Origin of the sequence: Bacteroides caccae, from assembly GCF_002222615.2 — a bacterium.
In the GTDB taxonomy this organism is placed as follows: Bacteria; Bacteroidota; Bacteroidia; order Bacteroidales; family Bacteroidaceae; genus Bacteroides; species Bacteroides caccae.
Map to the genome: position 1 here is coordinate 2,141,708 of NZ_CP022412.2, position 17,564 is coordinate 2,159,271.

General features: G+C 41.8%; 7 protein-coding genes. 5 read left to right on the plus strand and 2 right to left on the minus strand.

What is annotated here, in order from left to right; translation table 11 throughout:
* The first annotated feature begins 139 nt into the window (after window positions 1-139).
* From CGC64_RS08310 to CGC64_RS08320, 3 genes are all read left to right on the plus strand, one after another.
* Window positions 140-2,956 (plus strand): glycoside hydrolase family 2, encoded by a 2,817-nt coding sequence (locus CGC64_RS08310; RefSeq protein WP_005679384.1) that lies wholly within the window; start codon window positions 140-142, stop codon window positions 2,954-2,956.
* Window positions 2,957-3,038: 82 nt separating this feature from the next.
* Window positions 3,039-4,421, plus strand: coding sequence for a sugar porter family MFS transporter (locus tag CGC64_RS08315; RefSeq protein WP_005679385.1), 1,383 nt, complete (start codon window positions 3,039-3,041; stop codon window positions 4,419-4,421).
* 147 nt (window positions 4,422-4,568) lie between these two features.
* A complete protein-coding gene (locus CGC64_RS08320; RefSeq protein ID WP_005679386.1) occupies window positions 4,569-7,850 on the plus strand; it encodes a DUF5107 domain-containing protein in 3,282 nt (1,093 codons plus the stop codon).
* A 139-nt stretch (window positions 7,851-7,989) separates the two neighbouring features.
* Here the strand turns inward: CGC64_RS08320 and CGC64_RS08325 are convergent, their stop codons facing one another.
* Window positions 7,990-9,183, minus strand: coding sequence for a lactonase family protein (locus tag CGC64_RS08325; protein ID WP_005679387.1), 1,194 nt, complete (start codon window positions 9,181-9,183; stop codon window positions 7,990-7,992).
* 478 nt (window positions 9,184-9,661) lie between these two features.
* Between CGC64_RS08325 and CGC64_RS08330 the strand changes: the two genes are divergently transcribed.
* Window positions 9,662-12,841 (plus strand): SusC/RagA family TonB-linked outer membrane protein, encoded by a 3,180-nt coding sequence (locus CGC64_RS08330; protein ID WP_005680231.1) that lies wholly within the window; start codon window positions 9,662-9,664, stop codon window positions 12,839-12,841.
* A gap of 12 nt (window positions 12,842-12,853) precedes the next feature.
* Window positions 12,854-14,590 (plus strand): RagB/SusD family nutrient uptake outer membrane protein, encoded by a 1,737-nt coding sequence (locus CGC64_RS08335; protein WP_005679390.1) that lies wholly within the window; start codon window positions 12,854-12,856, stop codon window positions 14,588-14,590.
* Window positions 14,591-14,716: 126 nt separating this feature from the next.
* Here the strand turns inward: CGC64_RS08335 and CGC64_RS08340 are convergent, their stop codons facing one another.
* Window positions 14,717-17,557, minus strand: coding sequence for a beta-glucosidase (locus CGC64_RS08340; RefSeq protein ID WP_005679392.1), 2,841 nt, complete (start codon window positions 17,555-17,557; stop codon window positions 14,717-14,719).
* Between the last annotated feature and the right edge of the window lie 7 nt (window positions 17,558-17,564).

The window sequence follows — 17,564 nt, forward strand, 5'->3', positions numbered from 1 at the left end:
AAATATATAGTAATGTATACTATTTATCAAATATAGGGCAAAAAAATAAGATTGTCTATCTTTATAAAATGAAATTCTATTTTTTGTCTACTCAACCGGTTCTATCTTTGCAATATTAATTAATCAATCTTCTAATGGTATGAAAAGTTATAATATGAAATCTTTCTTATTAATAGTATTATTGGGAATTTCCAGTATTTCTGCCGCCCAAAATCTGTTGGATTTGAGTGGAAATTGGGAATTGGCTTTAGATAGTACAGATGTAGGGGAGAAAGAGGGATGGTATCTGAAATCTTTCTCCGATAATATAAGTTTGCCTGGAACCACAGATTTGGCCCGGAAAGGGACTTCCAACAGACTCGTTCCCAAACTGGAAAAACCGCAGTTGCTTCGTCTGACCCGTAAGAACGCTTATGTAGGGGTCGCATGGTACAAGCGTGAGATTAATATTCCCAAAAGTATGGCAGGACAGCCGTTGGAGTTCTCTTTTGAAAGAGTCCTGTGGCAGAGCCGTTTATGGATTGACGGAGAAGAAGTGGCGGGTGCACAGGAAAGCTTGATCGCTCCTCATCGGTTTGTCATGCCGAAAGGTCTGTCGGCAGGTAAACATATAATAGCTTTACGTATTGACAATAGAAAGCGATATGATATTTCTGCAAACGACCTGGCACATGCTTATACCAATGACACTCAGATTATGTGGAATGGAGTGTTGGGTAAGATGAAACTGACTGCCCGGCAGAAAGTCAGTATTCAGCATGTGAATGTTTATCCTGATGTCAGAAATGGGAAGATACGGGTGGCGGTTACTTTGGAGAATAGCGGGCATAAACCGGAGAAAGTGAAACTAGCCTTGCAGGTCGGACAGCCTGAAGGTGGACAGAAGTTTGTAGAAAAAGAATTTCAGATTACTTTGCAAGAAGGCAGGCAGAAGCTCGAATATGATTATTCGCTGGGTACAGATATGAAGAAATGGGATGAATTTACTCCTGAATTATATAATTTGTCTGTAGTTTGCCGGTTTGACAGGAAGAAAACTGAACGGAAAGATGTTTCTTTCGGGATGCGCGAGATAGATAATGGTCAAGGCATCCTGACGGTCAACGGTAATAGAATTTTCCTGCGCGGAACATTAGAGTGTTGTATTTTTCCTCTGACAGGTACTCCGCCGATGACGGAAGAAGGTTGGATGAAAGTCTTTGCCACAGCCAAGGAGTGGGGGCTGAACCATTTGAGGTTTCATTCCTGGTGCCCGCCGGAAGCGGCATTTTGCGTTGCGGATAAGTTAGGTTTCTATTTACAGGTGGAACTGCCGAACTGGTCTTATACTATCGGCAAGGATGAGGCAATGACCCAATTTCTTTATAACGAATTTGACCGGATTGTCGAAGCGTATGGAAATCACCCGTCATTCTGCATGATGAGTGTTGGTAATGAACTCCAGTATGATTTTAAACTGTTGAATGACATGGTCAGATATATGAAAGGGAAAGATAGCAGGCGTTTATATACAACTTCGACTTTTACTTTCGAAAAAGGACATGGAGCGAAACCGGAGCCGGAAGATGACTTTTTTGTCACGCAATGGACAGATAAAGGTTGGGTGAGGGGACAAGGTATTTTCGATCAGGAACCACCTTGTTTCTATAAAGATTACAGTGCCGCCATGCAGGACATGAATGTCCCTCTTATCTCTCATGAGATTGGGCAGTATGCCGTATTTCCGAATCTAAAAGAAATAGAGAAATACACAGGAGTACTGGAACCTCTGAATTTTAAGGCTGTTAAACAGGATTTACAGAAGAAAGGATTATATTCGAAAGCGGAGGATTTTCTGGAAGCATCGGGAAAATTGGCGGTCTTGTTATATAAGGAGGAGATAGAAAGAGCGATGAAAACAAAGCAGTTCAGCGGTTTTCAGTTGTTGGATTTGCATGATTTCCCGGGACAGGGAACTGCACTGGTCGGACTTTTGGATGCTTTCTGGGATTCGAAAGGATTGATTGAGGCTTCTGCTTTCAGGCAGTTTTGTGCGCCTGTTGTTCCGTTGGCTCGTTTTGCTAAAGCGGTTTATTCCGGTGATGAGATGTTCTCTGCATCAATTGAAGTTGTCAACTATTCGAATGCGGCTATTGATAATAAACAGATAATGTGGCAGCTGGCTGATGAGGCGGGAACGCAAATCTCGAACGGCAGACTGAATGTGGAAAGTATATCCAAAGGAACAGTGACACAATGTGGAGATATCCGTGCAGAACTTAAAAGTGTACGGAAGGCTTCAAAGTTGTATCTCACGGTATCTGTAGAAGGAACTGAATGGAAAAATACGTGGCCTGTTTGGGTATATCCTCGTATCGAATCATTGAAGGTCGGAGATGTCCTGCTGACTCAAGATGTAGAAGAAGCTTTGGCTGCGTTGAAGCAAGGAAGAAAAGTTTTGTTTTCTCCGAAAATGAGTTATCTGAAAGGATTGGAAGGGAAGTTTCTTCCGGTCTTCTGGAGTCCTGTCCATTTCCCCAGACAGGCAGGAACAATGGGACTTCTGTGCAATACTCAACATGCGGCTTTGCGGCACTTCCCTACAGAAATGCATAGCAACTGGCAATGGTGGAATCTGGTGAAGAGGTCGAAAGTACTGGTTGTCGATTCGTTACCGCCGGTTGAACCGATTGTGGAATCTATTGACAATTTTACAAATAACAGAAAGTTGGTATCTGTCTTTGAAACAAAATGTGGAAAGGGAAAACTGATAATGAGTGCTATGGATATTCTTTCCGAGGGAAGCGACAAGCCTGAAATACAACAGATGCTTTACAGCCTGGTTACGTATATGAATTCTGAAAGTTTTGCTCCCCGGACGATGCTTGGCGAAGAGGATATCAGAAGCCTGATACTAAAGAATGAAGGTAAAGTGATAGAAACAAAAGCGACATCTATTTATAGGGGCTTGGACTAGAAAAAAAGGAGTACCGGGTGTTCGGTCGAAAGTCTAAAAAACAAGTTTGCAAAATCAATTAATCAATCAATCTTCTAATGGTATGAGAAGTTATAATAAAAAGTTTGTCTATTTTATCTGTTTAGTATCCGCAATGGGCGGACTTCTATTCGGCTATGACTGGGTAGTGATAGGGGGAGCGAAACCTTTCTACGAACTCTATTTCGATATAGCCGATGTGCCTGCCATGCAGGGACTTGCCATGAGCGTGGCTTTACTCGGCTGTCTGATTGGCGCTATGGTGGCAGGGATGATGGCAGACCGTTATGGGCGTAAACCTCTCCTGATAATTTCTGCTTTCATATTCTTGTCTTCTGCCTATGCTACCGGGGCATTTTCAGTATTTAGCTGGTTCCTGGCCGCCCGCTTTCTGGGAGGTATCGGCATCGGAATCGCTTCGGGACTTTCTCCTATGTATATTGCCGAAGTAGCTCCTGCCTCAATCAGGGGAAAACTCGTCTCGCTAAACCAATTGACAATTGTGCTCGGTATTCTTGGCGCTCAAATCACAAACTGGCTGATTGCGGAGCCTATTCCTGCAGACTTCTCTCTCGCGGATATCTGCGCTTCGTGGAATGGCCAAATGGGATGGCGATGGATGTTTTGGGCGGCTGCCTTCCCTGCTGCGATATTCTTGTTGCTGGCATGTTTCATTCCCGAAAGTCCCCGTTGGCTGGCGATGAAAGGGAAAGAAGGGAAGGCATGGAATGTACTCAGCAAAATAGGCGGTGACGACTATGCCGGTCAGGAACTTCGCCTGGTGGAAGAAACCGGTTCTTCGAAGTCGGAAGGAGGATTGCGGTTGTTGTTTAGCCGTCCGTTCCGTAAAGTGCTTGTTTTAGGTATTATCGTAGCTGTGTTCCAGCAATGGTGCGGTACGAATGTTATCTTCAATTATGCGCAGGAGATATTTCAGTCCGCAGGATATTCATTGGGAGATGTTCTCTTTAATATTGTGGTGACAGGTGTGGCAAATGTAATTTTTACTTTTGTGGCAATCTATACAGTCGAACGTTTAGGACGCCGTATTCTTATGCTGTTGGGAGCCGGGGGACTGGCAGGCATTTATCTTATTCTGGGTACTTGTTATTTCTTCGAAGTCAGTGGATTCTTTATGGTGGTGCTGGTCGTTTTGGCTATTGCTTGCTATGCGATGTCGTTGGGGCCAATCACCTGGGTACTGCTCGCCGAGATTTTCCCGAACCGAGTACGTGCCGTTGCGATGGCTACCTGTACATTTGCTTTATGGGTCGGTAGTTTCACACTGACATACACTTTCCCGCTACTGAATAATTTCTTGGGAAGCAGCGGTACATTTTGGATTTATGCAGCCATTTGTGCTGTCGGCTACCTGTTCTTCTTCCGTGCATTGCCCGAAACGAAAGGCAAATCGCTGGAAGCATTAGAAAAGGACTTAATTAAATAAACGATAACGGATTGTCAAATTAGCAAGTAAATAGGCATAACATCATTAATCAGGCTGGGAGGATATAAAACCTCCCTGTCTCCGATCTTCTTTGCCTTTTGTTTTTTTTGTCAACGAATAAAAAATAAATTTATAATCAATAATACGATGGTAAAAGCATGGAAAGAAAAGGTGGTTATCCCTACCTATGAAGTAGGTAAACCGGAGAAGAATCCGATTTTCCTGGAGAAACGGGTGTATCAAGGCAGTAGTGGGGTAGTTTATCCTTATCCTGTGATTGAATCAATGTCCGATGAAAAGGTGGATAAGGAATACAATGCTATTTTTATCGAAAACGAATATATCAAAGTGATGATTCTGCCTGAACTGGGTGGACGTGTGCAGATGGCCTATGATAAAATCAGAGAGCGTCATTTTATTTATTATAATCATGTGATAAAGCCGGCTTTGGTGGGACTTGCAGGACCGTGGATTTCTGGTGGTATCGAATTTAACTGGCCTCAACATCATCGCCCCAGTACTTATATGCCCGTGGATACGACTATTGAGGAAAATGCCGACGGAAGCGTCACGGTATGGGTAAATGAAATGGAACGTATGTTTCATCAGAAGGGAATGGCAGGTTTTACACTTCGTCCCGGACATGCTTTTCTTGAAATCAAAGGAGTACTTTACAACCGTACCGAAGTACCGCAGACCTTTCTGTGGTGGGCGAATCCTGCCGTAGCGGTGAATGATTACTATCAGAGCGTATTCCCGCCGGATATCAATGCCGTGTTCGACCATGGAAAACGTGCCGTATCCAGTTTTCCTATCGCAACGGGTACTTATTATAAGATGGACTATTCCGCCGGAGTGGACATCTCGAACTATAAGAATATCAAGGTTCCTACTTCCTATATGGCTGTAAATTCCCGCTTTGACTTCGAGGGTGGATATGAGAATGATACCCGTGCCGGTATGCTGCATGTAGCCAATCACCATATTTCTCCGGGTAAGAAACAATGGACTTGGGGGAACGGTGATTTCGGTCGTGCATGGGACCGTAATCTGACCGATGAGGATGGACCGTATATTGAATTAATGGCAGGTGTATATACTGAAAATCAACCGGACTTTACTTGGCTGCAACCTTATGAAGAAAAGAGTTTCGTTCAATATTTCCTGCCTTACCGGGAATTGGGAGTGGTGAAGAATGCCAGCAGGGATTTGCTGATGAACATTGAACCGGAAGGAGAAGACTGTGTACGTTGTAAGATATTTGCTACTTCTCGTCAGACGGTAAACGTTATTTTGAAAGGAGAAGACGGTAAAGTGTATTATAGCAAGGAAGTGACTATCACCCCGGAAGAATTGCTGAATGAAGTGGTAAATGTGAATGGTGAGAAACTTAATAAACTGATTCTTGAAATCACGGCAAACGGAAGGGAATTGCTTTATTGGCATGCGGAACCGGAAGAAGTGAAACCTATTCCTGATGCTGCCGAAGCTGCGCTATTTCCACAAGAAATAAAGACAACTGAACAGCTTTATTTAACAGGTATGCATTTGGAGCAATACAGGCATGCTACTTATAATCCCGTAGAATACTACGAAGAAGCATTGCGGCGTGATCCGATTGATGTACGTAATAATAACGCGCTTGGTCTGTGGTATATACGTAAAGGGCGTTTCCATAAAGCAGAACAATATCTGCTTACTGCCGTGAAGACCCTACAAAAACGTAATCCGAATCCTTATGACGGAGAACCGATTTATAATCTTGGCCTTGCCTTGAAATATCAGGGACATTACAATGAGGCTTACGACCGTTTCTATAAAGCTTGCTGGAATGCTGCTTGGCAGGATGCCGGATATTTTGCTTGTGCACAGATTTCTACTATGCAAAACCGCTTGGCAGATGCATTGGATGAAATTAATCACTCGCTAATCCGCAACTGGCACAATCATAAAGCCCGTGCTTTAAAAGTTGCTATCCTCCGCCGAATGGGACAATCAGAAGAAGCTCTGCAACTGATTGAGGATTCATTGGCCATTGATAAATTCAACTTTGGCTGTCGTTATGAAAAATATTTGATAACCAATGTTTCTGACGAGTTGGCTACTTTGAAGGAAATGATGCGTGGCGAACCTCATAACTATGATGAAATAGCGCTTGATTATTGTGCGGCAGGTTGTTGGCAAGAGGCTGCTTCTTTATGGAATATAGCTATAACTGAAGGTGCCGTTACTCCTATGACTTATTATTATTTAGGCTGGTGTCTGGTTCAAGGGGAATTACCGGGAACAGGACAGGTGTTTGCCCAAGCGGCTGAGATGTGTCCTGATTATTGTTTCCCTAACCGTCTGGAAGCAATCCTTGCATTACAATGTGCCATGGAGCAAAATCCGCATGATGCTAAAGCTCCTTATTATCTGGGTAATCTATACTATGACAAACGTCAGTACGACTTGGCTATGGAAGCATGGGAAACTTCTGCCCGGCTAGATGATAACTTCCCGACTGTATGGCGTAATCTGGCTCTGGCTTATTTCAATAAAAAGAATGAAGAAACAAAGGCTATCGAATACATGGAACGTGCTTTTCGGCTTGATACAACAGATGCACGTATTCTAATGGAATTGGACCAGCTTTATAAACGTGTTCGTCGTCCGCATAAGGAACGTCTGGCTTTCTTACGGCAATATCCTGATTTGATTGAGCAACGTGACGATCTTGTATTGGAAGAAATAACTCTGTTGAACCAGACTGGTGAATATGAAAAAGCCAAAGCATTGCTTGATGCACATAGCTTCCACCCTTGGGAAGGTGGTGAGGGAAAAGTACCTGCCCAATATCAACTAGCCCGTGTGGAACTGGCTAAGCAAGCATTGACTGCTGGCAATAATCAAGAAGCAATTGCATTACTGGAAGAATGCTTGGAATATCCGCATCATTTAGGTGAAGGCAAATTGTACGGTGCACAAGAGAATGATTTCTATTATTTCTTGGGTTGCGCTTATGAAAATCTGAACCGTAAAGATGAAGCTGTCAGATATTGGGAACAGGCCACTGTTGGGCCGACAGAACCTGCCGCCGCCATGTATTATAATGATGCGAAACCCGATAAAATATTTTATCAGGGGTTGGCATTACTAAAACTAGGACGCATAGATGAGGCGAATGGACGTTTTCATAAGTTGATTTCTTACGGAGAGAAGCATTTGTTTGACAAGATTAAAATGGATTATTTCGCTGTGTCATTGCCTGATCTTTTGATTTGGGAGGATAACTTGACTGTAAGGAATATAATTCATTGCAAATATATGATGGCATTGGGATATTGGGGATTGAATCAGAAAGAGAAATCTGCCAGGTTATTGAAAGAGGTAGAAAAATTGGATATTAATCATCAGGGGATTCAGGCCTTTCGTAGTTTGATCAAATGAGATAGTGGATGCTTTTTTATTCCTGAATGAAGAGCTAGGCTGATTTGTTAATCAGCTTAGCTCTTTCACATTTAAATTGTTTCACACTTGAAAGAGAATATAAGTATCAGGCTATATATAATTTTAGGTCTTGTGAATATTAGCTCTGTTTGGGATTGGGTATAAATTTCACGCAAACAGGTTTATCTACTTTTATGTCTCCGTGTATGTCTGTTAACAGGCCTGTGTCTGCATCTCTTTCGTATATCTGAATGACATTGCTGTCTCTGCAAGCAACCAGCATGTATTTGCCATTAGGCGTAATAATGAAATTACGCGGATGAATCCCTGTAAGTTGATAACCTACTTTTGTCAGTATTCCGTTATCCGGTTGGATACTGAAAATGGCGATGCCGTCTGCTTTCAGGCGATTACTGGCATACAGGAATTTGCCGTCCGGACTGATATGAATATCACCACTGCCTTTTGCACAGACTGTATCGGCAACTATGGTTTGGATTTCTTTTAAATCTCCGTCTTTATACTCGAAGGCTATTACTGTACCCGACAGTTCATTAATCAGATAGGCATAATTACCGTTGGGTGAGAATGTCAGATGCCGGGGACCTGAACCGGCTTTCACTTTAAAGGCGGAAGGAGAACCTTCTTTAAGAAAACTTTCCTTATTCTCTGCATTCGCGTCCGGGTTAATGATAAACTTATGTATTTGGTCTGTTCCCAAATTATCGGCAAACATATATTTACCGTCCGGAGTGATACGGACACAATGTAAATGGGATTTCTCCTGTCGTTCCTTATCGGTTCCCGAACCTTCGAACTTTATAATATCGGAAGCAGGCAGGAGTGAACCGTCTTTTGCGATAGGAAAAACAGAGATACTGCCGCCGCTGTAATTGGCGGTTATCACATTATTTCCATTTGTAATGATATAGCAAGGATCTTCACCACCGGTTTTCTGTGAATTCAATAATTTAAGAGTTCCTTTTTCCTGATTGAAGGCAAATGCATTGGCGGCCGCCTGTTCATTATTGAATTCACTGACTGTATAAATAAATTTCCCGTCAGCAGAAACTGCGAGATAAGAGGGATTTTCTACTTCCGTTTCACTAAGTGCGGTTGCTGTTCCGGTTTCTTCGTTGAAACGGAAACTGTAAATTCCCTTACTGTCTCCTGACGTGTAAGTTCCTACTAGCATGGTTAGTTCATTTTCCTTTGTTCCGGTTGGTGTTTCCATATCAGTCTTTTTTTTAAAGGTACAACTACTAATGGTAGTTGCAATTACACAGATAACAGCGAATGTATACAAATGAGTTGTAATCAATAATTGTTTCATGATATTGATATTTTATGTTGTACGGAATATTGCATAAATTGTATCAGTATGACAAAGGTAAGTGATTGACTTGGAATAAAGTCAATAATTTGCTGGAATTCTTCTTTAGGATTGTTTTTATTTTAAGAGAATATTTGGGATAGAGGAGTGGAATTATGTATTTTTTCGATATTCGAAAAAGCGCTAACTAATCTTTTCAAAAAAAGACTATTTTTTTTGATTATTAGGAATTTTATGGTATATTTGCAATACCACAATGAAATAATACACATAAGCAAAAATAAATAGTGCCGTGAGGCACATCCTCTTACTTTAATAAATAAAAGAGCAAGTTAACCATTAATTATTGTAAACAGTTCCTTGTCCGATTTCACGCATAGGGATTTTGTTTACTTCCTTATTATTAATGTGACCTTGATATAAATCTAATTACTAACTAACAATTTATTCTATGAAACAATGTAAAACACTGCCATTCATGTTTCTTCGAAGCATGTTTGTGTTATTTCTTTCTTGTTTGTCCGTGAATACTTTGGGGCAATCACTGACAGTTAGCGGTACCGTTACGGACGAAAAAGGCGAACCGATTATTGGTGCCAGTGTATTGGTAATAGGAACTACCAATGGTAGTATTACCAACTTTGACGGTATTTTTACTCTCAACAATGTAGCATCCAATGCTCAAATTACAATTTCTTATATTGGAATGAAAAGTCAGACATTGAGCGTTAATGGTAAGACTTCTTTTAAAATAGTTTTGAAAGAGGACTCTGAAGTGCTGGATGAAGTAGTAGTAGTGGGATATGGAACCCAAAAGAAGGTAAATTTGACGGGAGCCGTTACTATGGCTGATGGCGATGTGTTGGAGGATCGGCCGATAGCTAACGTAACCCAAGGATTACAAGGAGCTATTCCCAACTTGAATATAACATTTGATGGAGGTAGTCCTAACGCAACTGCGCAAATCAATGTCCGTGGAACAACATCATTGAACGGTGGCTCGGCTCTTATATTGGTGGATGGAGTGGAAACTAATGATATTTCTTTGCTCAATCCACAGGATATTGCAAGCATTTCGGTGTTAAAAGATGCTTCTTCAGCTGCTGTTTATGGAGCTAGAGCTGCATTTGGAGTGGTCTTGATCACTACAAAGAAGGGTACTAAAGGTGAGAAAGTGCGTGTGAATTACAACAACAATTTCTCCTGGTCGTCTCCTTCCAGATTGCCCGAAGGCATAAATTCCAGCAAATGGATTCATGCAATTAATCAGGCTAGTGTTAATTCCGGTGGTAACGGAGACTTTTCCACTGAATTAGTAGAAGCCATTGACAGGTATAATAGTGACCCGGTCAATAACCCTTCTGTATTTATAGACCAAACAGGCAAGTATACAGGTATAGGTCAGTGGGCGTATGCTGCTAATACAAACTGGTTCGAGGAGTTCTATAAGAAATCTGCTTTCATGCAGCAACATAATGCCAGTATCAGCGGAGGAACTGAGAAAAATTCATATTATGCTTCTATCGGATACAAAGGACAAGATGGATTATTTGCATTTGGAGATGATACTTATAAACGTATCAATATGTCTTTCAATTTTACTTCTCAATTGACAAACTGGTTGGAAATCACCTTCCGGACTAAGTATAACCGTAACGAGTCGGACATTCCGAATACATACGATTATATGGGAAGTAGTCCTTATCATGAAGTTTATCGTGCTTTTCCTTTTATTCCGGTTTATCTGCCGGATGGAAATTTTGCAGCTGTGGCCGGTTCTAACTTCAACTATAATATTGCAGGAATCATGGCTCAAGCAGGACGTGATATTACTTCTTCCGATGACTTTTGGTATACGGGAGCATTCAATATTACTCCGATAAAAGGTTTGTCCATTAAAGGGGATTATACAGGAAATAAGTTTTTTAAGCAACAGAAAAAGCATCAAAATATTTTGTATCAATCACAACCGGATGGTACAAGTATTCCGCAAGGAAGTTCAAATGGGGTAAATAATGATAAGTACAATGACACTTATCAAGCTTTAAACCTCTGGGCTGAATATAAGAAAACTATCAAGCAGCACTCTTTCGGTGTCATGGCCGGATATAATCAGGAAAGTAAAAAAATAACAGCTTTGAAGACAAAAGTTTCAGGACTGTACGACAACAATACTCCGGTCAGTGACCTTGCTACTACTTTGCAGTCTATAGGAGAAGATGCAACGGTCTGGGCTGTACAAGGCATGTTCTTCCGCTTGAATTATGACTATTTAGGCCGATATCTGTTGGAAGTGAATGGACGTTATGATGGTTCTTCCAAATATAAAAGCGGTTCACAATGGGGATTTTTCCCTTCTGTGTCTGTTGGTTGGAGACTGTCGGAAGAAAAGTTTTTTGAACCTGCACGCAACCTTTTTGATAATGTAAAGCTTCGCGCTTCTATCGGAACACTAGGCAATCAGGTAACAAACGGAAATTTTGACTATTTAGGTTATCTGGATAATGAAACTTTATCTTATGTAATGGGTGGAAAAGTTATATCCGGATTGAAAGCACCGACATTGGCAAGTACCAATATTACTTGGGAAAAGGTAACAACTACCAACTTCGGTCTGGATATCGCTATGTTGAATAACCGTTTAAATGCTTCATTCGATTACTATATCCGTAATACAAACGATATGGTGATTTCTAAAACCTATCCGGCCGTATTGGGAAGTTCCGGTGGTAAAGAAAATTTGGCGAATATGCGGACGAATGGTTGGGAATTATCTGTTTCTTGGAATGATAAGATTAATAATGTCGGAGGCAGTCCGTTAATGTATTCTATCGGTGTAGGACTTGCAGACAGTTATTCAACTATTACAAAATTCGATAATCCGGAAGGAGCTTTGAATAATTACTATGAAGGTAAGCGAATCGGAGAAATATGGGGGTATGTAACTGATGGATTCATTCAGGACGAAGCAGAAGCTCAGAGAATGGCTACTATTCAGGGAGATATATCAAAGACTTGGAAAGTAGGTGACATACGTTATAAAGATTTGGATGGAGTGGAAGGTATTACATCTGCCAAGACTATCTATAATACAGGTGACCAGAAAGTGATAGGTAACACCACTCCCCGTTATTCTTTCAATATCAATGCCAGTGCTTCCTGGAAGGGATTCGATGTGCGTGTCTTTTTTGAAGGGATAGCTAAAAGAGATTTATGGATTGACAGCCCGGTGTTTTGGGGATTTCCGAGTAATAGCAACGTATGGCAATCTGCTGTTAATGATTACCATGTTGATAATTCTTGGAGTGAGAATAATACCAATGCCTATTACCCGCTTCCAAGTTATAGTGGCAGGAGTAAGCAAACCCAAACAAAATACTTGCAGAATGGTGCATATATTCGTTTGAAGGATTTAACAATCAGTTATACAATACCTAAAGCGTGGATATCTACAGTTGGAATCGAGCAATTGAAAGTATTTGCAAGTGGCCAGAATTTATGGGTAGGGACTAAGCTATTTAAGTATCTGGATCCGGATATTGTCAGTACACGTCAGTCCAACTCCAAAGACAATAAATTGGTGGGTAATCTTACTTCCGATGGTAAGGCTTATCCGTTTAGTCGGACCTTCTCATTTGGTATTAACTTAACTTTTTAAAATCTGTTTATTATGAAAAAAATAATTATACTAGGACTAGGGGTAGCGGCATTCTTTATGCAGGGATGCGATTTTCTGGACAGGACCCCGGAAGATATCATTGAAACCGGAAAATTCTTTGAATCTGCCAATGCCAATGCTTTAGAACAATATTGCAATGACTTTTATCCAAAGTTGATTAACGGTCATGGTGCCCCTAAAGGGTACAATTCGATGTTGGAAGACGACTGGAACTCGGACAATATTCTTCCTTGGGAAAAGAATGATGTAAGCTTCGGACATCAGATAGCTGTAAAAAATGCTTCTGATGAAGGGTCTGATTGGAAGTGGGAGAATATTCGTGCATGCAACGAGTTTCTAATGAATTATGAGAAATCACCGGAAACAGAAATTGTGAAGCAACAATACGCCGGAGAAATCTTGTTCTTCAAGTGCATGGATTATTTTAATAAAGTAAGAAAATACGGTGATCTTCCTTGGTATGACACAGCACTGACACCTTCTGATACGGAAGAATTATATAAAGGGCGTGATTCCCGGATTCTTGTCATGGATAATGTATTGAGAGACATTAACCAGGCTATTGCATGGTTGCCTAAAAAGACAAAGGTATATAGGGTGAGTAAAGATGCGGCTTTAGCTTTAAAAGCACGAATCTGTTTGTTTGAGGGTACTTATCGTCGTTACCATAATATAGAAAATGACACCAAATTCCTACAAGCTGCTTATGATGCTGCTGGTGAATTAATGAAATCGGAATATGGATATAAATTGTATGAAGGAACTTCTCCCGCTACGGCATATCACGAATTATTTATTCAGGATAATTATAATACTAACACAGAGGTTATTCTATCAAAAGAATATGACCCCAAAGTTGATAAAGGTAATAATGTAACCCGGCAACTACGTTTGGGTGAAATGGCTCAAATGATGGGTATGAGCAAAGATTGTGCGGATGATTATTTGACAATAACAGGGCAACCGTATGACCAGACGGGGGTAACGTCGGTTAAAGATGAATTGGAGAATCGTGACCCACGTCTGTTGCAGACAATCGCGACCCCGTATGCAGGACCTTATACTTATTATTTGGAAGGGAAAAGAAGTTCAATATCTTCTTTCCTTGAAGGAGGGACACATTCCAGTACGGGATACGCAATTGCTAAGTTTTATAACGAAAAAGAGTTTTCCGATACTCATGGCGTAGGTACTCTGGATGCTATCATATTCCGTTATGCTGAGGTGTTACTGATTCGCGCTGAAGCCGGAGCAGAATTAGGAAAAGATCCTGAATTGGATTTGACTGTAAATGCTTTAAGAAAACGTGTCGGATTTAATGTAAAGCTAACCAGTTCGCCGGCAACTGACTCTAAACTGGTAGCCAAGCATCCGATTATTAAAGGAACTAATGCGGATTTGATTCGTGAGATCCGTCGTGAGCGCCGCGTGGAATTGTTCGGAGAAGGATTACGTTACGCTGATTTGATGCGTTGGGGATGTGGTGAAAGACTGGTAGCCCCCAAAGCGGGAATGATGCTATATACAGATGTTTACACACCTGAGGAAATCGCTGTATTGAAAACAGAAGTGGGAACTTATGCAGATGGAAGTTTGGATGTATATGGAAAACGTGTGACTACCCCGGCTATATTTGAATCTCCCAAACATTACTTATTTTCTTTGCCGTTAAACGAAATGGCTCTGAATCCTAAGTTGAAGCCAAATAATCCGGGCTGGGGAGATTGATGGAGATGAACATATAAAATAATTTAGAGGAAAAGACTGATAGAAAAGTCGGTAGTATCGAAAAGTTTCTTCTTTCGGAAAGAAGGGGAATTGAAGATACTACCGACTTTTTAAACACGCCTTTTCCTATTTTTGCAGTTGGGGAAGTTTTATCTCTGCTACTCCTACTCGGTCACTACCTAGTACAATGCGTAAATCGCTGGCAGTAGTTCCTTTGAAACGGAAGTCCAACAGTTTATTGTACTCTTTCACAGTACCGGAATATACAGTGAGGAATTGTCCGCCGCCACTCGATAGTTGTATCTCGAAGTCAGTTTCCAGTCCGTTCTCACGGGAGAAGGCAATGGATACTCCGTCTATTTTAGCTCCATTCTGTAAGGTAAAGGTAATGTAGTCCCCTTTATTGCCTTCCCAGAACGTAGTTAAATTATTATCAATTACATTATCTACTGTGTCTGCATTGGTACTGGCACTGACAGGAGTACTGTCCTTGTGTGTATTTGTGGCAGGAGCTTGCCCCGGCTCTACAACAGTCAGTGTTCCGTTCAGACGAATATCCGTAGAAGAAGCTCCCAGCATCAATGTGAAGTCACCCGGCTCTACTACCCAATGCATATCTGCATTCAGCAGTTCCAGTGCTTTGCGGTCGATAGGGAAAGTGATTTCTTTCGTTTCACCCGGTTTCAGGTGTACCCGTTCGAATCCGGCAAGGTTCTTCTCATAAGTAGTGACGCTGCTCAGTACATCACGTACATACAGTTGTATCACTTCGTCTCCTGATCGTTTTCCGGTATTGGTCACTTTACAGGTGACATAAGCCTTTTGGTTGGGAGTGATAATAGCCGGAGAGATTTTCAAGTCGGAGTATTCGAAAGTGGTATAACTTAACCCGTATCCGAAAGGATATAATGCGCCGTTGGCACGAGACATATTGCCGTCCGGTCCCGGATTCTTGCCGCCGTCAATCTGAGAAGAAGGTTTGCAAGGGAAGTTGAAAGGTATTTGGCCTACGGTTTTGGGGAAAGTTACAGTCAGTTTTCCTCCGGGATTATAATCTCCAAAGAGTATATCTGCTACAGCTATTCCACCTTTAGATCCCGGATACCATGCCTCGAGAATAGCAGGGACAAACTTGTCTGCCCAGTTGATAGATAATGGACGTCCGTTGATAAGAACCAACACGACAGGCTTTCCCGTAGCCACTACTGCTTTTAGTAAATCGAGTTGACGACCGGGTAAGTCGAGACTGCTGCGGGATTTGTTTTCTCCGCACGTGCGCTGTCCGCCACCTAGCACGACAATAGCTACATCTGCCTGTTTGGCCTGACTGACAGCTTTGTCTATTTCTTTTTGTTCTTCATCTGTCAGAGGATAGTCAATCAATTCTGATTCCGGCCAGTTGGCATCTACCAAGTCGCAGCCTTTAGTATAAAGTACATCTGCTTTATCTTTCATTTTTTCCTGAATGCCTTTTAGAACAGAAGTAACCTCTACTGCCAAAGGTCCGTAATGAGTTAGCGCATACGAATGCTCATCTGCATTCGGACCGCAGACTGCTATTTTTCGGATCTTTGAAGGATCCAGAGGCAACACATTCTTTTCATTTTTCAAGAGTACGATGGATTCACGAGAGGCTTGCAAAGCGACTTCCTCGTTCTCTTTCTTTTCTACTTCCTCATCCGCTCCTTTCAAATCTGTCTGGTAAGGAGTATCGAATAAGCCGACAAGGAACTTCACTCTCAGAATATCACGTACACGGTCATTGATTACTTCTTCGCTTAGTCCTCCTTCTTTTACCAACTCTCTTAAAGGCAATACGTACGAATCCGGTGAACGGAATGTACAACGCACGTTCAATCCGGCTTCCACGCTTTGGCGAACGGCTTCTTTCATATCTTTGGCGGTCCCGTGTTTGGTATAAAGATATTCTACGGCATCACTGTCCGAAACGACATATCCACGGAATCCCATTTCTCCGCGCAGGCGGGTAGTCAGCCAGTAATAGCTGCTTTGAATAGGAAAACCGTCATAGTCATTATAAGAACTCATTACGCCGAGTAATCCCGCTTCGCGGATAACTCTTTTAAAAGGATAGGCATGAAGCATCTCCACTTCACGCGGTGACATCTGCGGGTCGACACGAGCCATTCCTTCGCGTGCACCTTTGTTGTTGCTATAAGCGATAAAGTGTTTTCCGGTAGCTGCAACCTGATGATTGTGTTGCATACCCCGCACCATTTCAATACCTAATTCTGCTACCAGATATGGTGATTCTCCATACACTTCTTCATAGCGTCCCCAGCGTTGGTCACGTCCGACGTCGAGTATCGGGGCATATACATTGGTGTATCCCAACATACGCGCTTCCCGTCCGGTTATCAGTCCTACCTGGTGAATTAGTTGACGGTTCCACGTATGTCCCAGTCCCAGTTGAGTAGGGAAGTTGGTAGCCTTGTAACTTTCCACTCCGCGAATCCCTTCGTTTGTAAAATCGGTAGGAATGCCGAGTCGTGTCTCTTCAATAAAGAAACGTTGCACTTCATTCAGCGCCCAGGCATGTTTGGATGCCGGCCATACATATTCATTGTCCGACGGTGGAAGCCCCCATTGTTGGAAACCGTTCAAGTGTTCGTCAATGGCTCCGATACCGTCCTTCCATAGTTGGTTTTTCCATTCAGAAGTAGGCAAATCATCTTTCAAAACCCGTTTGTAACCGTAAAGAGTCACCATTTGGCAAGTTTTTTCTTCCAGTGTCATCTGACTGAGCAGGTCTTCTATACGTGCATCGATAGGTGCTGTCGGATCTTCGTAGGTATCTTTAGCACCATTTTTATTGAAGTCTATCCATCCTTTCTTATACATTTCCGAACGGACGGGTTTATAAACATTAGGTATTTTAGTCGTTTTTTGTGCTAGGAGGAGTACACAACTTCCTAGAAATAAGCTGGTAATTAAAAGTTTTTTCATGATATCT